Here is a 20,609-nt window from a genome sequence, read left to right on the forward strand (position 1 = left end):
TCTTCCCTGACCAGGAGAAGGTCCGCACGTGAAGATTCGCCGCATGCTCGCGACCGCCGTCGCCGCCGCCGTCACGACGCCGGTCGTGCTCCTCGCCGCGGGGCCCGCGTTCGCGGAGACCCCGAAGCCGGCCGCGCCGACGGGGGCCGCCGCCCAGGAGGCCGGCCAGGACGACCCGGACGGCCCCGACTTCAAGGAGCTGGAGCGGCTGGAGGCCGCGTTCGCCGCCGCGGAGCAGAAGGTCGAGGACCTGACGGCCGACCGCGAGCGCCTGAAGAACGACCTGCGTGCCGGCAACCTCGACAAGAAGGTGCTGGAGGAGCTGGCCGCCGCCGAGGAGGCCGCCGCCGACGCCGCCGCGGCCAAGACCGCTGCCGAGGCCACGCTCACCGCGGCCAAGGAGGCCCTCGCGGCCATCGAGGCCGACGCCACCGCCACGCCGGAGCAGAAGACCGCCGCCGCGGAGGCCGTCACCACCGCCGAGACCGGGGTCACGGAGGCCGTCGCCGCCGTCACCGCCGCCGATGAGCGTCTGGCCCGGGCGACCACGGCGCGGGACAGCGCCCGCGTCGCGCTCGCCCAGAAGATCACCCTGCTCGCCCTGGACATCGAGGCCGCCGAGCAGGAGCTCGCCGACGCCGAGGCCGCGCTGGACGCGTACTGGGAGGGCCAGGGCGAGTTCAGGGAGTGCGTCGTGGACCGGTCCGTCGTGTCGACGTTCACCGGGCCCAAGAGCATCACCGTCGGGTCCAGCGCCGACTTCTCGCTCACCGTGAAGAACGCCTCGGACCGGGACCTCGACGAGGTGCGTGCCGTCGTCTCCGCCATCCGGCTGCCCGAGTCCTGGGAGGACATCGACGAGGAGCACCCGAACCTCGACAAGTACATCTCCGTCGAGTGGAAGCTCGCCGCCGACGCGAAGTGGAACAAGCTCACCTCCCAGGACGTGGCCCTTGAGCTGGGCCCGATCGCCGAGGGCGCCGCGGCCGACATCGCGCTGCGCGTGACGGTGGACGCGGCGGCCCCGGCGGGCGAGGGCGTCGTCTCCGCCAACACCGAGTACGCCAACGACGACGAGTCCTGCGGCGTCAGCCGGCAGATCGCGAAGGCCGACTTCGACCTCGTCGAGCCCACGAAGACCCCGACGACGGCTCCGACCGCGACCCCGTCGCCGTCCGCGTCGACCGCCGCCCCGGCCCCCGCGCCGACGTCGAACACGCCGGTGCAGCAGGGCGGCACCCGTGGCCAGCTCGCCGCGACCGGTTCGAACGACACGCTGCCGCAGCTGGGTGCCGCCGCCGGTGCGGCCCTCGTGCTCGGCGCGGGCGCCGTGTTCGTCGCGCGCCGCCGCAAGGCCGACGCCTAGAGTTCCGCCGCGATCCCCCGTACGGCCCCGGGTTCAGCCCGCCGTGCGGGGGATCCGTTTTTCCCAGGTGCGGTGGAAGACGACTTCGCCGCCCTCCTTGCAGACGACCTCGTCGGAGGTGTGGAAGGCGTCGGCGTCGCAGGTGATCTCGGAGCGGGTGTCGACGGTGACGTCCCAGGCGAGTTCCGGGCGGTGGAGCCGGATGTGCCATGCGGAGCGGGTGCGGGCGGAGAGCGGGTCGTCCTCGGCGATCGTGTACGTCTCGACGGCGTCCTCGGTGTACTCCAGGCCGTCGGGGTACACGCGCGTGCCGCCGTACTTCGGGTCGACCTGGAGGGTCCAGGAGCCCTTGGCGACGTCGCGGAGGACGAGGCGCTCGGGGCGGGTCTCCTCGGGGGTCTCCAGGGGCTTCGGGGACGACACGCCGAGCGGCGCGGACTGTTCGGGTGCCTCGAAGGCGATCGTGTCGTCCGTGTGGGCGCGGACCGGAAGGGTGAGGGAGGAGCCGGCGGGGTCGAGGGTGAAGCCGGCGGCGTCGGGCTGGGGCCAGAGCCACGGCCAGTACGCGGAGGAGACGGCGAGGCGGACGCGGTGGCCGGGCGGGAAGGTGTGCCCGATGCCGTTCAGTTCGAGGTCGTAGCTCTCCCATTCGCCGATCTGCGCGTCGACGGCCCGGTCGCGGCCGTAGCGGGCGGAGAGGTTCAGGGCGCCCCGGGTGACGAGGGTGGAGGAGCCGTCGGGGGCGATGTCGCAGAGCCGGGCGGCGATCTGGCCGGTCGGCGCGGGCGTCATGAGGTGGAGGCTGACGCGGGGGCGGCCGAGGATCTCGATCGGCTCGCCGTCGGGCGGGACGGGGAAGTCGAAGCAGGCCGAGTGGGCGTCCTCGTCGCGCTGGTCGGGCGGCAGGTCGGCGTCGTTCCCGAAGGGGAAGAAGCGGCCGGCGTCGATGCCGGTCTGCTGCGGGGAGTCGACGACGACGGGCTCGCCGCCGAAGGCGTACGTGACGGGGGTGACGTGCGGGGACGGCCAGGACGGGTCCGCGACCCAGCGGCCGGGCAGCTCCTCGTACACGGTGGCCGGCGGGTGCGATTCGCTGATCCAGGAGCGGAGCAGCGGCTCGGCCATGACGTCGCCCGCGCCGGAGGCGCTGTCGGACGCCGTGGCGCCCTTGAGGTGGTGGTCCCACCAGCGGAGGGTCTCCTGGAGGAAGCCGATGGCGGGTCCCGGCGGCAGGCCGCGGTCGGGGTACTGGTGGGACCAGGGGCCGATGATGCCGCGGACCCGGTCCTGGGGGAGGTGTTCGACGAGGCGGAGGACGGTGTCGCGGTACGGGTCGTGCCAGCCGCCGACGGCGAGGACGGCGCAGCGGATCGCGGTGTAGTCCTCGCAGACGCTGCCGTGCTTCCAGTAGTCGTCGCGGGTCTGGTGGGAGAGCCAGGTGTGGACGAAGGGTTCGACGGCCTCCAGGCGGCGCGCCCACAGGTCCCGCCACTCGTCACCCGGGCCCGCGTACCGCGGGTCGGGCGGGCGGCAGACGAAGGCGAGCATGGTGGCGGCCCAGGCGTGCATGTCGACGCCGAGGACGGAGCCGCCCATGTAGTGGACGTCGTTGTCGTAGCGGTCGTCGGTGGAGCAGACGGTGACGACCGCCTTGAGGGGTTCGGGGGCGAGGGCGGCGATCTGGAGGCTGTTGAAGCCGCCCCAGGAGATGCCGAACATGCCGACCTTGCCGGTGCACCACTCCTGCTCGGCGAGCCAGTTCACGACGGCGACGCCGTCGGCGAGCTCGGTGGCGTCGTACTCGTCGCCGGGCAGGCCCTCGCTGTTGCCGTGGCCGCGGACGTCGACGCGTACCGAGGCGTAGCCGTGGCCCGCGTACCAGGGGTGGCGCTGCCAGTCGCGGGGCGCGGTCCAGTCGGTGAGCCGGTAGGGGAGGTACTCCAGGAGGGCGGGGACCGGCTCGTCGGTGATCGGCCGCCACACGCGCGCGTACAGCCTGGTTCCGTCCGGCATGGGGATGCGGAGGTCCTCGTGCCGGGTCTCGTACGGGAAGTCGGTGCGGATCTTCGTCATCGGTCGGTCACCTCAGGGGACGGGGTGCGTCGTGCGGCGCGGCCGGGCCGAGGGGCGTGCCGCGGCCGCCGTCCGACACGCTCGCGGCGACGTGCGGGCGCGGTCGTCCTCGGAGGGGCCGCTCCCCGTTCGTGTCGGTGCCGGTCGTCGTTCGGGACAAAACGCCTACTCCTGATCGTATGAGCTGATCCCGAACATACCGGGGGTGACGGGAAGGCGCCCACGGTGATCGAAACGTGACCGGATACGCTGGCTTGAGTGAATGGACCGACACATCGACAATCCGAGTCGACGGCGTACGGTCCGGAGCGTCAAGGACTAGCGTCAGCAGGCGTCAGCAGACAGGAGACCCCCTCGTGACCGTCGTCGGGCCGTTCGGTCTTAGCGTGCGGGACCAGGCTCTTGAGGCCGATGTCCAGACCGGGTTGGCGGCCGTCGAGGCCGGCCTCCTCGACGCCACCAAGAGCGATGTCCCCTTCATCACCGAGGCCGCCCAGCACCTGGTGCTCGCCGGCGGCAAGCGGTTCCGGCCGCTGCTCGTGATGCTCGCCGCCCAGTTCGGCGACCCCTACTCGCCCGGTGTGGTGCCCGCGGCCGTCGTCGTGGAGCTCACCCATCTGGCGACGCTCTACCACGACGACGTCATGGACGAGGCGGCCGTGCGCCGGGGCGTGCCCAGCGCCAACAGCCGCTGGGGCAACTCGCTCGCCGTCCTCACGGGTGACTTCCTCTTCGCCCGCGCCTCGCACACCCTTGCGGACCTCGGGCCGGAGGCCGTACGGATCCAGGCAGAGGCGTTCGAGCGGCTCGTCACCGGCCAGATCCTGGAGACCGCGGGCCCCGTCGACGGCCGCGACCCCGTCGACCACTACCTCGACGTCCTCGGCGGCAAGACCGGCTCCCTCGTCGCCGTCTCCTGCCGCTTCGGCGCGATGATGTCCGGCGCCGACGAGTCGGTCGTCGACATCCTCACCCAGTACGGCGAGCGGCTCGGCGTCGCCTTCCAGCTCGCCGACGACGTCCTCGACATCGCCTCCGAGGGCCACGAGTCCGGCAAGACCCCCGGCACCGACCTCCGCGAGGGCGTCCCCACCCTCCCCGTCCTCCGCCTGCGGGCCGCCGCGGCCGCCCACGGCCGCCCCGAGGACCTGGAGCTCGTCGCCCTGATCGACGGCGACCTCACCGACGACGACCGGCACGCCGAGGCGCTCCGCCGGCTCCGCCTCCACCCCGCCCTGGAGCAGGCCCGCCGCGACACCGTGCGGTTCGCGGAGGAGGCCAGGTCCATGCTGGCGCCGCTGCCCGAGGGCTACGCGAAGTCGGCGCTGATGGAGCTGTGCGACGCGGTGGTCCACCGGGCGGGCTGACGCGGCCCGATCCTCCCCCCGGTGCGCGCCCTAGGGGGATGTCATCCCGGAGGGGTACGTGAGGTTGATCCCCCGGGCTGACGCTTTCCGACGCCCGTCTTGGTGAGATGGAGACATCGAGAAGCAGTCCGCCAGGGCACGGAGGGATCACAGACCATGGCAGCACAGCGCAAGGCAAGCAGGTACGTCGTCCCGGTCGCGGTGGCCGGAATCGCCGCCGCGACCATCGGACTCGTCCCGGCGCTCGCCGCGTCCGGTGACCCGGACCTGCCGGAGATCACCGCCGAGCAGCTCATCGAGAAGATCGCCGCCTCGGACACCCAGACCCTGTCCGGCACGTTCAAGATCTCCACGGACCTGGGCCTGCCGGCCTTCGACGGCCTGCTGAGCGGGATCGCGGACGGCGCCGCCGGCGAAGACGCCTCCGCCGACCCGTCCGCGCAGCTCACCAAGCTCGTCTCCGGTACGCACACCCTGAAGGTCGCCGCCGACGGCCCCGAGCGCCAGAAGCTGACGCTGCTCGACGGCAAGGAGCAGTACAGCCTGATCCACGACGGCGACGAGGTGTGGGCGTACGACTCCCGCTCGAACACGGTCTTCCACGAGAAGGGTGCCGGCGAGAGCGCTTCCGCCCCCGGGAAGGAGCTCCCGGCCTCCCCGAAGGAGCTCGCCGACGAGGTCCTGAAGGCCGCCGGGGACACCACCTCGATCACGGTCGGCGGCACGGCGAACGTCGCGGGCCGCGACGCGTACCGGCTCGTCGTCGAGCCGAAGCAGCAGGGCTCGACGGTCGACTCGATCACCATCGCGGTGGACGCGGCCACCGGCACCCCGCTGAAGTTCACCCTCGACTCCACGAGCGGCGGCAAGCCGGTCGTCGACGCGGGCTTCACGAAGGTCGACTTCGGCAAGCCGGCGGCCTCGGAGTTCGACTTCACCGTCCCGAAGGGCGCGAAGGTCACCGAGGGCGACGAGATGGAGAAGGAGTTCGGCAAGGAGTTCGGCAAGGACCGGGGCGGGGACCACGGCGGGGACCACGGCAAGGCCCCGGAGGACCTGGAGAAGGCCTTCGGCGACCTCGGCCTCGGCGGCCTGGGCGGTCTCGACGGCGCCGACGCGAACGGCCCCGAGATCATCGGCGAGGGCTGGACCACGATCGCCGCCTTCGACTCCGGCGCGCCCGCGCCGAAGACGGAGGAGGCGCCCAAGGAGTTCCAGGGCTTCCTGGACTCGCTGGGCGACAAGGTGAGCGGGAAGTTCGGCTCCGGCACGGTCTTCAAGACGAAGATCGTCAACGCGCTGATGACGGACGACGGCAAGGTCTACGTCGGCGCGGTGACGCCGCAGGCGCTGGTGGACGCGGCCGACGCCGCGAAGTAGCACGGACGGTAAGGAAGTTGGTCCCCCGGGTGGGTCGGGAGTGCGTCACCGGCCCACCCGGGTGGCTCTGTTTCGCTCCGTCGTCTTTCGCTACGTCGGTTACGGGAACGTCAGCTTGAACCCGTTGATGTAGCCGGTGTCGGCGGACGCCTTGTCCTGGACGCGCAGCTTCCACACGCCGTTGGCGACCTCGCTGGAGGCGTTCACGGTGTAGGTCTGCTGGATGTTGTCGGCGCTGCTGCCCGTCCGGTTGTGCAGGTTGTAGACCGTGCCGTCGGGGGCGATGAGGTCGACGACCAGGTCACCGCGCCAGGTGTGGATGATGTCCACGCCGACGGCGAGGGCGGCCGGCGCGTTCCCGGCGACGCCGGAGACGGTCACGGAGGAGGTCACCGCGGCGCCGTTGTCCGGGATGGAGACGTCGGCGGTGTTCTCGAAGACCGTGCCGGCGGGCGGCGTGGTGGTGGTGCCGGACAGCGTCCAGATCGCGTGCGCGACGGCGTCGCTGTTGCGGTCCAGGGCCGTGTCGTTGATGTTCGACGTGGTGTCGCAGGAGGAGTGGTAGCAGCGGTCGAAGGCCGTGGTCGTACCGCCCCACTTGGACACCTGGGCACTCGTCTTGGTCCGGCTGGCGCCGGTGAAGAGGCCGCCGACGGGGATGCCGACGTTCTTGAAGGACGCGTGGTCCGAGCGGCCGTCGCCCTCGGTCTCGATCTCGGTCGGGACGCCGAGTCCGGCGAAGTAGTTCTTGAAGGTCGTCTCGATCGTCGGGTCGTCGTCGTAGACGAAGTAGCCCGGGTTCGGCGAGCCGATCATGTCGAAGTTGAGGTAGCCCTTGAGCTTCGAGCGCTCGGTGGTGGCGAGGTTGTTCACGTAGTACTTCGACCCGACGAGGCCGAGCTCCTCCGCGCCCCACCAGCCGAAGCGCAGGTGCTTGTCGGGCTGGTAGCCGGAGCGGGCGACGGCGAGCGCGGTCTCCAGGATCGCGGCGGAGCCGGAGCCGTTGTCGTTGATGCCGGGGCCCGAGGAGACCGAGTCGAGGTGCGAGCCGGCCATGATGACCTGGTTCGGGTCGCCGCCCGGCCAGTCGGCTATCAGGTTGTAGCCGGTGGTGCCGCTGTACGTGAACTGCTGGACGGTCGTGGTGTATCCGGCCGCGTCCAGCTTCGCCTTCACGAAGTCGATGGAGGCCTTGTATCCGGCCCGGCCGTGCGCGCGGTTGCCGCCGTTGGCGTTCGCGATGGACTGGAGGTCGGCCAGGTGCTGCTTGACGTTGGCGACCGGGATGTCCGGGGCGGCGGTGGCGCCGGCGGTCGCGGCGGTGGCCGGGGCGGCCCCGGCGAGGGCGCCGAGGACCAGGGCGGAGGAACCGGCCAGCGCGGCCAGTCTCACGGAGAGCTTCATGTGGGGGCTCCGGATTCCGAACGGGGATGGGACGGAACGTGCGAGCGCCTCGCGCCGTGGGTGACGCGAGGCGTTGGAGCTGTGCAGGTGGCACACGAGGCACAGGGGTGTGATGGGGATCCCTACGGTCGGTGTGCGTGTGCTGAATGCTCAGTGACGTGACGATGTCCCGTCAAGACCTGAATCCGGTCAGGCCTGTTCGCTGAACGGACGCCCTGAGGGGCGCCACACCGGACGTACCTCCTCCGGTGCTCCGCCCGGCAGACGCCGCGTCGTCCCGGCGCCGACCGTCAGCACCTGTCCGGGATCCCCGGTCCTGCGTTCCGGTGGTCGGGATGGCTGAGCGGTGTTCTTGTCCCGTCTCAATTGATCATTGCCGGTTGGTAGTCCCTGACCTGGGCGGATGCCATCAAGGGTGAGACCGGCCCGGTGGCCGGTCTCACCTGGTGTCGTCGCCGGGGACCAACTCGGCGGGTTCGTCTCAGGAGACGCTGTCGGCTGCCCGCGTCTCCAGATCTCCGACCGACTTCCCCGGCTTGCGGGCCACGAGGTATGCCTGCCGGCCTTGCCGGGGCTCCTCCTGCTCGTCGGGCTCGCGGATCAGCCGGGCGTCCACCACAAGCCCGGTCTGGCTCAGCAGCTCGGCGACGCGGTCGGGAGACACCCAGTAGACGTCGAGGGAGAGCGCGTGCCCGTATGCCTGCTCCAGGTGCCGGAGCCTGTCACCGGCCTTGAAGGCAATCAGCAGATGGCCACCCGGAGCCAGCACGCGGTGGAACTCTGCGAACACGACCGGCAGCAGCTCCGGAGGGGTGTGGACGATCGAGTACCAGGCGATGATGCCGCCAAGACTGCCGTCCGCCAGGTCCAGGTCGGTCATCGACCCTTCGTCGAATTGCAGGTCCGGATGCCTGCGACGGGCAACCGCAACCGTCTCGGGCGACAGGTCGATGCCGAACGCGGTCACCCCGAGGGACTGAAGGTGTGCCGTCACGTGGCCGGGCCCGCAGCCGAGATCAGCGACGGGCCCGGCGTCGAGGGCCCGCGTGAGTTCGGCGAACGTGCCTATCATCGCGCGCCCGTACAGGTCGTCCTCGAACGCGGGGGGCACGAGCCTGGCGTAGTCGACGGCGACGGTGTCGTAGGCCACCCGAGTGGCGTGCAGGTAGGTCGGCTCGGTCATGGCTGAGGACAGTAGCCCGCCTGTTGTCGTCGCTCGGTCGTCCTCGACGGCTGAGCGTCGGCGGAAGGCGGCTCGGCGACAGCGCCCCGAGCGGCAGCGAGCGTCATGACGCCGATCGGTGCCGGCCGTCCAGCCGACCCCGCAGACTGGGCACTCCCTCTTCTCCACGCGGGAGGACGCATCACGCAGTGCGCGTTGGTGCTGCTGTCGCCTCCAGTTGCGTGATCTGCATGCGGTCGAGCAGAACCGCATCCTCGGATTGGCATTTCGTCAACCGGGTGCCGCGGCTGGCGCAATGACCCAGCTCGTCGGATTCGGAAGCGAGGAGGACGTCAAGTCTGCGGGTGAGATCTTCCAGCGCCTCCGGGTTGTGCGTCCGGGGCTCGCACGGCTCCTCAAGGCGACCGGGCCATGGCCGCCCGCCGGGTCCGCCACGTGCGCGCGCGATGTCGCCGCCGCCGAGCACCTCACCCGGATCATCTGGCGCCGCAGAGACGGATCGAGTACGAGAAGAAGCAGTTCCGCACCATCCTGGGCAGGCTCACCCGGCCGACCACGGGGACGCTCGACCCGCACCTGGCCCGCTACCCCGACGACGACGGGGCCCGGCCGGCATCCGCCCAGCTCACCGACTCGTACTGCAGCCGCGGTTTCTCCGCGGGCGGGGGCCCTGTGTTCGTTCGTCGGCGGTGTCAGCGGGCGTCGGTGGGCGGGTCCTCGCCTTCCGCCGGTCCGGTCCGGTCGGCGACCTCCGACAGGGACCACGCGAGCGCGAAGATGAGGGCCGCCATGAGGGCATAGGAGAGGGACGCGCCCCAGGCGCTCATCGTGCTGTCCGAGCTCTTGGTGGGGAACCAGAACTCGGCCGTCGGGCCGTCGGCGACGAACGCCACGAGCGCCGCGACGGCGAGCCCCGAGAGCCCGAGCGCGGGAACGCTGAGGACCAGCATCAATTTCCATCGTCGCTTCACGACACCCCCCTGTAGGTAGGGCTGTATGGTACGGCCGGGCCGGGCCGGGACGGGTCGGCCGGACGGTCAGAGGAGATCCCGGTGCCCGAAGCCCATCCCGGTCGCAGAGCTCTGCCTGCACTGACGATGGGTGGACACCATGAGTGACATGTGGACCGGCGAAAAGATACGTCTGCGAGGTGTCGAGCCGGAAGACTGGGAGGGGTTCCGCGACCTGGCCAAGCACACCGTCGATGTCCGCAACGCCGACCTGGTCGACCCTCCTCGCTCAGAAGAGAGCTTTCGTGCCTGGACTGCCGAGCGTGCTGGGCGCCCACCAGGGGGAGGGTCCTTCCGGCTGGTCATCGAGACGCTGACCGATCGCGCCTTCGCAGGCTCCGTGACCATCGGAGAAGCCGACAGCCGTGCAGGACGCTTCAAGACCGGCATCGAGATCACCCGCGATCACCGCCGCAAGGGCTACGCGGCTGAAGCCACTGAGCTGATCCTCACCTACATGTTCGCCGAGCGGCGATGCAACAAATGTGAGGTGGAAGTCTACGAATTCAACGAGGCTTCCCTCGCTCTCTATCACCGTCTGGGCTTCGTTGAAGAGGGGCGGCTACGCCAGCACGAGTTCTTTGCCGGCGCCTACCACGACGTGGTGCTACTAGGCATCACCGCCGCCGAGTACTGGGCCACGCACGAACTCCCCTCGGTGCGCTGACCTACACAGAACCCTCATCTCAGCCGCCCCAAGCTCTCGTTCGTCCTGCCAAAAGATCCACAGCGACGATCTGGGATCTCGGACAGGCACTCACGGAGAACCGGCCCTGCTCACTCCCCCCCCGGTGAACAGGGCCACGGTCGTGCGGACGGAGTCGTCGGGGTCGCGCGCGAGCAGGGCGAGTACGGGGCGCGGTGCCGGGCGTCCCGCACGCGACGAGTACCGGTGGGGGAGGGGTCGGGGCCGAGGGGGGTGAGGAGGGGAGATCGGCGGCGGTCTCGGTACGCCGACAGGCGACGGCCTCTGCGACGCTGAGCCGCACCTCGACGTCGGCGTCCCCCGTCAGCTCCGGCGGCAGCGCGTCCGCCCCGGGTGGCGACCGGCGGACCACCGCCCGCGCTGGCCCCTGCCGGACACCGGGGCCCGTCCAGCGGATCCGGCCGGCGCTCCCGCAGCCGCCGGGACCACCCCGCGGAGACGCACGGCGCTCCCCGCCCCGGGGAAGTACCGCCACCCGGCGACCTGCCGCACCTCACCCCGCGCGACCGCTCGACGCAGGCACACCCCCCCCACCCGAGCGCCCCGTCCCCCAACTCCCTGACGAGCCGCACCGGATGGCAGGTGTACGAAAGGTCGCCATGCGGCGATGGCAGTGCGGCGCCCGGTCCGGACGGCCCGGCGGAACCCTCGCGAGGGTGCGTGGGCGGCGCAACCGGCACGCCGGTGTGTGAGTCGTATCAGGCATGGCCACGATCACCAGCGGGACGTCGCGCGGACCCGACTACGGGACAGCCATCGCCCTGTTCCTGTGCGAACTCCTCGTCCTCCCCGTTCTCTTCGTGCTCTACGGATCAGGCATGTGGGACGTCGGGATCCACACGGGCCAGCAGCATCCCGACCCGGCCGTGCGGGCGGAAGCCAAGGGGGACTTCATCCGGCTTCTCGCCCTCGGCGCCGTCGTGATCGCCGGACCGCTCCTGGCCTTCCGGCGCTGGTTCTCCGGCGTGACGCAACTCGTCGTCCTGGGCGGTTCCGCCGTCGCCATGTGCTTCGTGGAGACCTACTGACGGACGGGTCTCCCTAGGCGGCGGCCGAAGCCCGGCAGGCGCCGCACAGGCCTGGTTCCGGGGCGCGGAAGGCGCGTTCGCAGTCGTCGCAGTTCTGGAAGGGGTCGGGGGCGGGCGGGGCGACCGGCCCGGCGGGGAGGGGTGGCGGGACGAGCGTCGCCAGCCGGTGCGCCAGGAGCCCCGCCGGGTGCGCGAGGTCATGGGGGAGGGCGGCGCAGAGCGACCGGGCCACGGCCTCGGGATGCGCCCCGCGCTCCAGCCACTCCGTCACACCCGGCGCGAGGCGTCGCACGTCCCACTCCGACAGCAACAACCGGGGCTCTTGCCCCCGGAGCCCGGCGAGGAGCGCGGCGGCGGCGCGATGGCGTTCGGGAAGGGGCGTCGACGGCTTCGGTCGGGACGGCCGCCGCTCAGGGGCCTCTGGGGAGTCGGGCTCCTCCTGGGCCTCCCGGGCCTCCCGGGTCTCCCGTGTCTCGCGTGTCTCCCGCGTCTCCCGCGTCTCCCGCGTCTCCCGTACGGGCTCGCGGTCAGCCCCCGGCCGGTTGTACGAGATCGTGCGCGGGACGAACCGGCCGTCCGGCAGCCGCTCCCGGGTGCGCGAGAGAAAGCCGGCCGCCTCCAGCTCCCGCAGGGCCGCCGCGATCCTCATCTCGCTCATGCCCCTCGTCCGCGCGGCGAGCGCCTTGATCCCGACGGAGGCACCGGCGGGCAGCGACTGGATGAAGACGGCGAGCCCGACGGCCGGGATCGTCAGATCCGGGTGCTGGGCGAGGTCGTTGCTGATGACGACGTACCGGGTGGTGAGTCGGACGTTGCGGTGAATGAGCCCACGGGCGTGCGGACGCGCGTTAGGGTGCGTGGAAGCCATCGGGAAGCTCCTACTTCCTCGGTGGTCAGGCCCTCGGCCGGGACTGCGAATCCCAGCCGGGGGCCGTCGCATTTCAAGTTGGTGGTGGCTGGAGCATATGCCACGCAACCCGCCCCGAATCCAGCCCAGTTGGCACAGATCACCCGGGAGAGTGACGGGACTCCGGTGGGGAGGCTGGAGGGGTTGGGTAGGGGATTTCCCCGGTATTTGTCCTTTACGTCGCGCCCAGCCGCGACGCGAGCCCCCGCGACGTGGTGAAGGTCCTCACGGCAAGGGGAGTTCGGCCCAGACGGTCTTCTGCGGGGCGGGCCCCTGGCGCACTCCCCACGCCCGCGCGAGCGCCCCGACGAGCAGCAGCCCGCGCCCGCTCTCGGTGTCGGGGGTGGTCTCCCCGGACCGGGGTGCCCGGTCACCCCGCGTATCCGTCACCTCGACCCGCACCGCCGCCCCGGTCACGACCACCCGCACCCGGAAGTCCCGTCCCGGCACATGCCCGTGCGTCACCGCGTTGTTCGCCAGCTCGGCCACCACCTGCTCCGTCGCCTCGACCACGCGGTCCAGCCCCCAGCAACGCAGCTGCTCGGCCGCGAGCAACCGCGCCAGCCGCGCCCCTCTGGGCGTCGAGGAAAGCTGAAGGGTGAAGTGGCGTGCGGTCGCCATGAGTTGGCTGGTTTCGGGGTTCATGGACTCCAGCGTGGCGTCGAATGCCTACGCTGCGCACCAGAAATGCCCTTACGTACGGTCACTGTCTCGCGGCTGTCCCGCTCTGTCTCGACTGTCTCGGACCGCACCCCGGGTAGAGGGCCGCCACGAGGAGGTGGGCACGCATGAGCGTGGACGAGGTGGACGGTGTCGTCGTCGAGGACGCGGGCTGGGAGGTGGACCCTGGCGACGAGCCGGGCAAGGCGATCTTGGCCACGGTGGGGCGCCAGCTCAAGACGTGGCGTGAGGCGAAGGGTCTGAGCGCAGCGGAATTCGGCGGGCGGACCGGATACGGCGAGGACATGATCCGGAAGCTGGAGCGGGGAGACCGGATCCCGAGGCCGGAGTTCTTGGACAGGGCGGATGAGGTCCTGGGCGCGGACGGGCTCGTCGCGGAGATGAAGAAGGACATCGCGGTGGTCCGCTACCCGAAGCCGATCCGGGATCTGGCGAAGCTGGAGGGGCGGGCGGTCGAGTTCTGCATGTACACCAACTTCGACATCCATGGCCTGCTGCAGACGGAGGAGTTCTCGCGGGCCGTTCTGCGGAACTGGCGCCCCACGTACAGTCCGTCGGATCTGGAGCGCTACTTGGCGGCGCGAGTTGCCCGTCGAGCGGTGCTGGAGAAGACACCCGCGCCCGAGTTCAGCTTCATCCAGGAGGAAGTGTCGCTGCGCAGGCCCGTCGGGGGAAGGATGGTGCTGCGCCGCCAGCTGGAGCACCTGCTGGAAGTGGGCGAGTTGCCCAACGTGGAGATCCAGGTGATGCCCACCGAGTATGCCGATCACCCCGGGTTGAGCGGGGTGATCTCGATCCTGAAGTTCGGGGACGGCAAGGCCGTCGGACGCATGGATGGCGACTTCGGAGGACGCCCGGTCTCCGACCCGAAACGCCTCCGGCTCCTGGACCTCCGCTATGGCATCATCCGATCCAGGGCCTTCACTCCGGCGAGGTCGCGGGCCTTCATCGAGCAATTGCTGGGAGAGACATGAACAGCGAGTCAGGGCTGGACTGGTTCAAGAGCAGCTACAGCAATGGCGGCGGTGAGACGTGCGTCGAGGTGGCGAACACCCCCGACACCGTCCACGTCCGCGACTCCAAGAACACCGAGGGCCCGCGCCTCGCCTTCGCCCCCACCGCCTGGGCGGGGTTTGTGGCATACAGCTCGGGGGAGTAGCGACGTAACCGACCTGAGGAGCGGGCGTGAACCGTACCCCTGAACTGGACTGGTTCAAGAGCAGCTACAGCAATGGCAGCAACGGCGAGACGTGCGTCGAAGTCGCCGCCACTCCCGGCACCGTCCACGTCCGCGACTCCAAGAACACCGAGGGCCCGCGCCTCGCCTTCGGTGCCGCCGTCTGGGCCGGGTTCGTGGAGACGCAGCGGCACCGTTGACGGTGCCGGGTGTGAGCCCGATGGGCAGCGGGAGGTCGCGGCCGTCGAGGGCGAGGTGCACCTTGGTGGTCAGCCTGCCCCGGGAACGGCCCGTATCTCGGCGGCTGCGGACCGCGGCTCCGTGGCGCGACCCGCCACCGCCCCCTGTCGATCACCTGCCGCCCATCCATCCGTGGCAGCAACGGCTCTTCGCTCCCACGTCTCATCCGTCAATTCACCTCGGCCTGGCCCAAGATCAATGATCAGAGTGCTCGTGTTCGGGTTCCCGCCCGGGGGCCGCCACGAATCGGCTGAGCCGGTAGGTGGTCGGCAGCGCAAGCTGCCCGCAGATTGAGGACTGCGAAGTCGTCGTCGGTGAGGCCGCGGGACGACGCGATGTGGTGGAGGAGGGCCGGTGCGGAGCCTGTGTGTCTTGCCTGCCTACGACTGTCCCGTCCTTCCGGCCGGAGCGGCCGTCACCACCCACGAGTATGGGCGCGGCCTGGCTGCGGCCGGTCACCAGATCGAGTTCATCACCACTGTCCACAAGGCCGGCACGCCTCGGACCGTCGACACGGTGAGGGTGTGGCCGCTTTTGTACTGGCGAGTTCCACCGACCGCCTGGATAAGGTGATGATCACCGTTCGCGTGCTGCCTGACCAGCAGTACAGCCATGTCCGGGCCGACGATCAACGAAACAGGGGGAAGTGTGCCCGAGCGAGCCGTGTCCGACGTGACGCCCGACGATGTGCTCAGTGGGCACGTGAGTGAGTGGCATAGCGAGGAGGGGTGGGGTGTCCTGGTGACCCCGACCCTGCCGGACGACGTGTGGGCGCACTACTCGGCCATCGAGGCCGAGGGGTTCCGCGCGCTGACCGCCGGACAGGCGGTCACCTTCTCGGTGGAGCGGGCCGAACAAGACCAGTTCCTCTGGAGGGCTGTGCGTATCTGGCCGTCCGCGTCCGAGCAACTGCCGGGAGACGGCGGGAGCACCGGGGGACCGGGCTACTCGTCCAGCCTCGACATCACCTTCGACACCTGATCGTCCTGCCCGGCAAGCGACCGATCGGATCCACAAGTCGCGCGTTGGTGGGCGGTTGGTTCCCCCTGCCCGCGCGGATGGACGGAACAGGACACCATTCGATGTCTCACATAGCCACCAGGCGCGTCGCCGCCCTCGGCTCCGCCGCTCTCGCCGCCTCGCTGCTCCTGACCGCGACCCCCGCGCACGCGGGCACGCAGCCGGGCAAGCACACGTTCAGGATGTCCGCCCCGAGCTACAAGAAGACCGACGCAAACGGCACGTTTACCGGACAGGTGAACATGGCGGGGACCGTCGGCCGGCCCGCCACCATGGCGTGGTCGTTCCGAACCTCGCCGACGGTGCAGGCCATGGCCACAGGCAAGATGACCTGCAAGGCAGGGCACATGCAGCTGCCGTACCACGACAGCCACAGCAATGTGGCGGTCGACTATTTCTGGCATTCCTCGGTCAAGGACAACCGGCGGAACAAGGACTACACGCTCTGGGGGAACTGCACGTTCCGCGTGAAGGTCGGAGGCAGGACCGGCACCGCGAACCTCGGGTTCAACTTCAGGTACTCGCTCTTCGACGGCATAAGCGCGAGCGGTGCGGCACGGGACCAGCTGACGCCGGAGTCGTCCGAGGGCGACGAGTTCGCCTCTGACCTGAGCATCACGTACGATTCCTAACCCCCTGTGGCACCCTCCAGCGGCCAGACCCTCGGGGTGCCCGCCCGGTGAGGATGATCCCCGGGGGCGGACCATTCGCCGATCGTCGGTGGGCTGTACGGCTACATGGCATCAGGCGGGTATCAGCCGGCTAAGCCCGCTGCCCGCCCTCTGACGGGTACGTGCCTTCGGCCAGCAACCTCACCGTCTGGAGCCCCACCCCGGCCTTCGCCGAGGCGGGGCTCCAGACAGGCCGGGCCCCGGCCCGATCTGCGGGCGTCGCCGAACGGCAGGAGAGGCCGTGGCGACGGCCCGAGGTGCTCGGCGGCCTGGTCGATCTCTGCGTAGTGGGCGTCGCGAGGTTTTCGGCCTACCAGGGGAGTGGTTCGCCGTTGCGGAAGAAGCCGCCGGTGGGGCCGGAGTCGGGGAGGGTGGCGGCCCAGATGATGCCGGTGGCGCCCTGGTCGACGGGGGCGCCGGCCGGGCCGCCCATGTCGGTGGCGATCCAGCCGGGGCAGACGGCGTTGACCAGGATCCGTTCGGCGCGCAGTTCGTCGGCGAGCTTGCGGGTCAGGGCGTTGAGGGCGGCCTTCGAGACCCCGTAGGCGGGGGTGCCGCCGGTCATGTCCGCCAGGGAGCCGGATTCGCTGGAGACGTTCACCACGCGCGGGTGGGGTGAACGGCGGAGCAGCGGCAGGAACTCCTGGGTCGTCCGCCAGGCGCCGAAGAGGTTGGTCTCCAGGGTCCGGCGGACCTCGTCCAGGTCGACGGAGACGGCTCGGTGGGCGGTGTCGTAGTTGATGGCCGCGTTGTTGACCAGGACGTCGAGGTGTCCGAACTCCTCTTGCACGTGCTGCGCGAGGGTGCGGATGGAGTCGGGGTCCGTGATGTCGAGGCGGCAGGGCAGCAGTTTGCCGGGGGCTGCGGGGGCGAGGTCGGCTACTGCCCGTTCGGCGTCTTCCCGGCGGCGGGCGGAGAGCAGGACCGTGTGGCCCAGTCCGGCCAGTCGGCGGGCGGTCTCGCGGCCGATGCCCCTGTTGCCGCCCGTGACCAGCGATACCGGCGCGGTCGTGCTCATGCTCGCTCCCCTTCGGCGGGCGATCCGCCGTCGGGCAGCACGCTATGCCGTCGTGCGACGTGGGGAGATCAGGCCCGAGGTGTAGGCGGGGTGGGGCTTTGGGCGTACGCGCGGGGCGCCGTACCCCGTCCGCAGCACCTAGGCTGCCCCGGAGTCGATCGTGAACGGGGAGAAGAATCATGGGAGTTGTGCGGCGGCGTTCCGTCATGGGCGCGGCCTTCGCGGCGGTTGTCGTTCTGGGTGGGGGCGTCGCGTGCTCCGGGGGTGAGGGTGGGGGCGGGGGTCAGCAGAGCGGGGGCGGTGGCGGGAAGGGGTTCGATCCTCCGGCCGCCTTCGGGGAGGGGGTGAAGCTGCCGCACGACGAGTCCGTCAAGACATGGGGGGCCGCGCTCGCGGAAGGGCGGGCCTATGTGCGTACCGACGAGGGGCTCGACGCGTACGACGCCAGGTCCGGGCGGAAGGTCTGGTCGTCCGCGCTGGAGCGGGAGGGGCGGTACACCGGGACGGCGGGGGTGCCGGAGGACGACCGGCGGATCCCGCCCGTGTTCGCGCGGCAGGGGGAGCGTACGGACGTGCTCTTCGCGTACACCGAGTACGTGAAGGGGTCCGGGACGGGCACCGGCCGGACCGACGTCTTCCTGCGGGCCGTGGACGCGGCGAGCGGGGCGGTGTCCTGGACGGTTCCACTGCCCGCGCCGGGCGGGGTGCGGGTCAGTGACGCGGAGCCGGCCGTCGTCGGGGCGGAGGACGGGGTCGCCGTCGTCACGGCGCTCGCCAATGGCGAGGGGTCGAGTGAGGACAGTGAGGGGGCCGTCACGTACGCCGTCGACCTCGGCACGCGGAAGGTGACCTGGCAGCAGGAGGGCTTCGCGGCCGGTGCCGTCGACAGCGGAGTCGTCGTCGGCGCGCTGGTGCCGGAGGCCGGGGCGACGTTCGGGCAGGCCGGCGGCTGGCGGGCGGAGGAGGGCGACCTCGCCCTCGCGGGGCGGGCGCTCGACGGCGGGGCGGTCCGCTGGAAGGGGGAGGACCGCGCGGCGCTTGAGGTCAACCGGGTCGGCGGCGGGTTCTTCGCCACGGAGGGCTCGCTGTACGACAGCCGTACGGGCGAGGCCGTCGACGGGGTCGGCGGCGCCTACACCACCTGCCACTACGACCAGCGGTCGGTCGTCGTCTGCGCGGGCGACACGGCGGTGCAGGCCGTGGACGCCCGCAGCCGCAAGGTGCTGTGGACCATCGCCGACGACGACCCGTCCCGCCGGATGCCGAGCGTGCAGACCGCGTGGCACGGGGCCGTCTACGCCCACGCCGCCCCGGACTCCGTCATCCTCGACGCCCGGACCGGGAAGGACCGGTCCACCTTCCAGGGGGCGCACCTGGACCAGGTCGACGAGTACGCGGGACTCGGCCTCGACCTGGTCGTGCATCCGGCCACCGGCTGAGCGGAGCCGAGGGCGCCTTTAGGGTGGGCGGCATGTCGCTGAGTCAGATAGTGCTGTCGTCCGGTCGGCGGGTCCGGCTCACCGAGCTGCGGATGTCCTCGACGTACGGGGGGATGCTGGAGGGCTACCCGAACAAGCGGGTCAACGACTGGAAGATCGGCTGGCACAAGGAGCGGGCGGAGCGGGAGTTCTCCTCCACGCCGGTCTTCCTCGTCCCGCCCGTACTCGAGTACCCGGACACGGCCCCGGGCCGGTTCGGGCCCGTCGAGGCGCTGCCCGCCGTGACGTGTGTCGGAGTCTTCGACTCCGCGCCGCTCGACCCGGCCATGGACGGGTCCTCCCTCGTCGTCGTCTGGTTCCAGCCACTCCCGCAGGTGCCGGCGGGCGAGGACGCCGATGCCGGGCTGCGCGGGATCCGCTGGGAGGAGCTGGCGCGGGACTACGAGCTGTAGGCACTACTCCCAGGTCGCCGTCTCCGGGTCGATGCCGTGGGCGCGGGCGCTCGCGTCGACCACCGTGCGGAACCACGCCGCCAGGCCCGGGCGGATGCCGTCGTAGTGCGCGGCGAAGCCCGGGTCCGACTCGTACGTGCGGGCTAGGCAGACCTGCATCCGCCTCGTCAGGGGGAAGTACGAGGCGAAGACGGCGCGGTGGCGGTCGGCGAGGGCGTTCGCCTCCGGGGTGCCGGGCGCGACGCCCGCGTCCAGCGCGGACGCGAGGTCGCGGTCCAGGGCGGCCGCCGCGTCGTGGACGGCCCGCCACTCCTCGGGGGTGCGGGCCGCCGAACGCTCGGCGTACTGACGCCACTGGGTGGTGTCCCCGTACTGCTGCCTGGCTTTCACCGGGCCCTCCGGGTCCCAGTCCGGGCCGAAGATCGCGGCCTGCTGCTCGACCGACAGCAGCAGACCGCGCTCGTGCGCCTCGATCATCCGGTCCAGGCCGGCGCCGAGCCGCTGGAGCCGCTCGATCCGTTCGGCGACCTGGGCGCGCTGGGCGCGCAGCGCGGCGGGGACGTCGGTGGCCGCGTCGTCCAGGACGGCCCGGATCCGGTCCAGGCCGAGGCCGATCTCGCGGTAGACGACGATGCGGTGCAGGCGTTCGAGATCGGCGGCGGTGTAGAGCCGGTACCCGGCGCCCGTACGCAGTGAGGGCCGGGCCAGGCCGATCTCGTCCCAGTGGTGCAGGGCGCGGACGGTGACGTCGAGGCGGGCGGCGACCTGGCCGACGGTCAGACCGTCGGCGTCGCCTTCATCGGAAAAGCCGGTGCCGGTGCCAGGGGCAGTGTCAGACATGCTCCTCATTCTTGTCGGGGTGCGTGGTCGGTCCCGTGATGCCGATCTCGGCGAGGTTCCGCGCCTCCTGGCTCGCGGGGTCGTACGCCTTCGCGGCCGTGAGGACGATCCGGGCCTTCTCCGGGGTGATCACCTCGACGTCGCGGGTGTTCCACGGGGTGTCCCGGGGGCTGTCGGCCGAGACCGAGTCGGGGCGGACCGCCCGGCAGGCGTCGACGATCCCGTCGATCTGGCCGAGCACGCAGGAGAAGCTGACGCTCATCGCCGGCGCCTCGGCGGGTACGGACTCCGCCGCGACGAGCAGCACGTCCTGGAACGCCCAGCGGCGCAGGTGCACCAGGACGCCGGGGACGGAGAACAGCTCGAAGAAGCCGAGGCCGCGGGTCCAGAAGTCCAGGGAGGCGGCGAGGTCGGCGGTGGGGACGGAGACGAAGGCGGGCATGCCGTAGATGCCGTGGAAGGGCTCCGGCGGCACGGCGTCGGGGCCGGGGGTGGGGACGGGGCTGATCTCGAAGGCGTCGTAGTAGTTCTTGCTGTTCTTGGCGTCGTCGTCGTCGTCGTGGTCGTGGTCGTGGTCGCTCATGGACCCCACCCTTCAGCCTCACGTCGCGTGAGGGTCAAGTCCGCGATCCACGGGCGCCGGGGCG

22 protein-coding genes and 1 pseudogene are annotated in these 20,609 nt (G+C 71.1%); 12 read left to right on the forward strand and 11 right to left on the reverse strand.

Going from position 1 to position 20,609, the window contains the following annotated elements:
- The first annotated feature begins 28 nt into the window (after positions 1–28).
- Positions 29–1,366, forward strand: a complete 1,338-nt coding sequence (locus HHL19_RS11275) for a hypothetical protein (RefSeq protein ID WP_169088265.1) — start codon at positions 29–31, stop codon at positions 1,364–1,366.
- A 33-nt stretch (positions 1,367–1,399) separates the two neighbouring features.
- Here the strand turns inward: HHL19_RS11275 and HHL19_RS11280 are convergent, their stop codons facing one another.
- A complete protein-coding gene (locus tag HHL19_RS11280) occupies positions 1,400–3,439 on the reverse strand; it encodes a CocE/NonD family hydrolase (protein ID WP_169088267.1) in 2,040 nt (679 codons plus the stop codon).
- A gap of 356 nt (positions 3,440–3,795) precedes the next feature.
- Between HHL19_RS11280 and HHL19_RS11285 the strand changes: the two genes are divergently transcribed.
- Positions 3,796–4,806 (forward strand): polyprenyl synthetase family protein, encoded by a 1,011-nt coding sequence (locus tag HHL19_RS11285; protein WP_169088269.1) that lies wholly within the window; start codon positions 3,796–3,798, stop codon positions 4,804–4,806.
- A 156-nt stretch (positions 4,807–4,962) separates the two neighbouring features.
- Positions 4,963–6,186: a sigma-E factor regulatory protein RseB domain-containing protein gene (locus HHL19_RS11290; RefSeq protein ID WP_169088271.1), complete on the forward strand. Its 1,224-nt coding sequence runs from the start codon at positions 4,963–4,965 to the stop codon at positions 6,184–6,186.
- Positions 6,187–6,285: 99 nt separating this feature from the next.
- On the opposite strand, the gene HHL19_RS11295 is transcribed toward HHL19_RS11290, so the two are convergent.
- From HHL19_RS11295 to HHL19_RS11305, 3 genes are all read right to left on the reverse strand, one after another.
- The gene (locus HHL19_RS11295) at positions 6,286–7,590 is read right to left on the reverse strand and encodes a M28 family metallopeptidase (RefSeq protein ID WP_169088274.1); all 1,305 of its coding nucleotides are present in this window, start codon (positions 7,588–7,590) and stop codon (positions 6,286–6,288) included.
- A gap of 481 nt (positions 7,591–8,071) precedes the next feature.
- On the reverse strand, positions 8,072–8,773 hold the full coding sequence (locus HHL19_RS11300; protein WP_169088276.1) for a class I SAM-dependent methyltransferase: 702 nt from the start codon (positions 8,771–8,773) through the stop codon (positions 8,072–8,074).
- A gap of 692 nt (positions 8,774–9,465) precedes the next feature.
- A complete protein-coding gene (locus HHL19_RS11305) occupies positions 9,466–9,723 on the reverse strand; it encodes a hypothetical protein (RefSeq protein WP_169088278.1) in 258 nt (85 codons plus the stop codon).
- Positions 9,724–9,883: 160 nt separating this feature from the next.
- Here HHL19_RS11305 and HHL19_RS11310 point away from each other — a divergent pair, with 160 nt between their 5' ends.
- Together HHL19_RS11310 and HHL19_RS11315 are read left to right on the forward strand one after the other, a co-directional pair.
- Positions 9,884–10,450 carry a GNAT family protein gene (locus HHL19_RS11310; protein WP_169088280.1) on the forward strand — a complete coding sequence of 189 codons (567 nt, stop codon included), beginning with the start codon at positions 9,884–9,886 and terminating at the stop codon, positions 10,448–10,450.
- A 743-nt stretch (positions 10,451–11,193) separates the two neighbouring features.
- Positions 11,194–11,517: a DUF6234 family protein gene (locus HHL19_RS11315; RefSeq protein ID WP_169088282.1), complete on the forward strand. Its 324-nt coding sequence runs from the start codon at positions 11,194–11,196 to the stop codon at positions 11,515–11,517.
- 13 nt (positions 11,518–11,530) lie between these two features.
- On the opposite strand, the gene HHL19_RS11320 is transcribed toward HHL19_RS11315, so the two are convergent.
- Positions 11,531–12,385: a helix-turn-helix domain-containing protein gene (locus HHL19_RS11320; RefSeq protein WP_169088284.1), complete on the reverse strand. Its 855-nt coding sequence runs from the start codon at positions 12,383–12,385 to the stop codon at positions 11,531–11,533.
- Positions 12,386–12,649: 264 nt separating this feature from the next.
- Complete coding sequence (locus HHL19_RS11325) at positions 12,650–13,069, reverse strand: ATP-binding protein (RefSeq protein WP_169088286.1); 420 nt, start codon at positions 13,067–13,069, stop codon at positions 12,650–12,652.
- 143 nt (positions 13,070–13,212) lie between these two features.
- On the opposite strand from HHL19_RS11325, the gene HHL19_RS11330 reads away from it, so the two are divergent.
- Genes HHL19_RS11330 through HHL19_RS11340 form a run of 3 tightly spaced genes read left to right on the forward strand, consistent with a single transcriptional unit; the run spans position 13,213 to position 14,482 of the window.
- Complete coding sequence (locus HHL19_RS11330; RefSeq protein ID WP_169088287.1) at positions 13,213–14,079, forward strand: helix-turn-helix transcriptional regulator; 867 nt, start codon at positions 13,213–13,215, stop codon at positions 14,077–14,079.
- Positions 14,076–14,264: a DUF397 domain-containing protein gene (locus HHL19_RS11335; RefSeq protein WP_169088289.1), complete on the forward strand. Its 189-nt coding sequence runs from the start codon at positions 14,076–14,078 to the stop codon at positions 14,262–14,264. Before HHL19_RS11330 ends, HHL19_RS11335 begins: the two co-directional genes overlap by 4 nt.
- Positions 14,265–14,290: 26 nt before the next feature.
- Positions 14,291–14,482, forward strand: coding sequence for a DUF397 domain-containing protein (locus HHL19_RS11340; RefSeq protein ID WP_169088291.1), 192 nt, complete (start codon positions 14,291–14,293; stop codon positions 14,480–14,482).
- Here HHL19_RS11340 and HHL19_RS37210 read toward each other — a convergent pair.
- Both HHL19_RS37210 and HHL19_RS11345 read right to left on the reverse strand, forming a co-directional pair.
- Positions 14,472–14,573 (reverse strand): annotated as a pseudogene (locus HHL19_RS37210) (IS5/IS1182 family transposase); the annotation flags it as partial. The gene HHL19_RS11340 and the pseudogene HHL19_RS37210 sit on opposite strands and share 11 nt — an antisense overlap.
- A gap of 404 nt (positions 14,574–14,977) precedes the next feature.
- Complete coding sequence (locus HHL19_RS11345; RefSeq protein ID WP_169088293.1) at positions 14,978–15,136, reverse strand: hypothetical protein; 159 nt, start codon at positions 15,134–15,136, stop codon at positions 14,978–14,980.
- A gap of 88 nt (positions 15,137–15,224) precedes the next feature.
- Here HHL19_RS11345 and HHL19_RS11350 point away from each other — a divergent pair, with 88 nt between their 5' ends.
- Together HHL19_RS11350 and HHL19_RS11355 are read left to right on the forward strand one after the other, a co-directional pair.
- Complete coding sequence (locus HHL19_RS11350; RefSeq protein ID WP_346768286.1) at positions 15,225–15,503, forward strand: cold shock domain-containing protein; 279 nt, start codon at positions 15,225–15,227, stop codon at positions 15,501–15,503.
- Positions 15,504–15,604: 101 nt separating this feature from the next.
- Complete coding sequence (locus HHL19_RS11355) at positions 15,605–16,174, forward strand: hypothetical protein (RefSeq protein WP_169088297.1); 570 nt, start codon at positions 15,605–15,607, stop codon at positions 16,172–16,174.
- 349 nt (positions 16,175–16,523) lie between these two features.
- Here the strand turns inward: HHL19_RS11355 and HHL19_RS11360 are convergent, their stop codons facing one another.
- A complete protein-coding gene (locus tag HHL19_RS11360) occupies positions 16,524–17,231 on the reverse strand; it encodes an SDR family oxidoreductase (RefSeq protein WP_169088299.1) in 708 nt (235 codons plus the stop codon).
- A gap of 344 nt (positions 17,232–17,575) precedes the next feature.
- Here HHL19_RS11360 and HHL19_RS11365 point away from each other — a divergent pair, with 344 nt between their 5' ends.
- Together HHL19_RS11365 and HHL19_RS11370 are read left to right on the forward strand one after the other, a co-directional pair.
- The gene (locus HHL19_RS11365) at positions 17,576–18,670 is read left to right on the forward strand and encodes a PQQ-binding-like beta-propeller repeat protein (protein WP_169088301.1); all 1,095 of its coding nucleotides are present in this window, start codon (positions 17,576–17,578) and stop codon (positions 18,668–18,670) included.
- Between the two features lie 32 nt (positions 18,671–18,702).
- Positions 18,703–19,122 carry a hypothetical protein gene (locus HHL19_RS11370; RefSeq protein ID WP_169088303.1) on the forward strand — a complete coding sequence of 140 codons (420 nt, stop codon included), beginning with the start codon at positions 18,703–18,705 and terminating at the stop codon, positions 19,120–19,122.
- Positions 19,123–19,125: 3 nt separating this feature from the next.
- Here HHL19_RS11370 and HHL19_RS11375 read toward each other — a convergent pair whose 3' ends face one another.
- The gene (locus HHL19_RS11375; RefSeq protein ID WP_169088306.1) at positions 19,126–19,962 is read right to left on the reverse strand and encodes a MerR family transcriptional regulator; all 837 of its coding nucleotides are present in this window, start codon (positions 19,960–19,962) and stop codon (positions 19,126–19,128) included.
- On the reverse strand, positions 19,955–20,545 hold the full coding sequence (locus HHL19_RS11380; RefSeq protein WP_169088308.1) for a VOC family protein: 591 nt from the start codon (positions 20,543–20,545) through the stop codon (positions 19,955–19,957). Before HHL19_RS11380 ends, HHL19_RS11375 begins: the two co-directional genes overlap by 8 nt.
- Positions 20,546–20,609 lie beyond the last annotated feature (64 nt).

Source organism: Streptomyces sp. R302 (genome assembly GCF_012927245.1).
Lineage (GTDB): Bacteria > Actinomycetota > Actinomycetes > Streptomycetales > Streptomycetaceae > Streptomyces.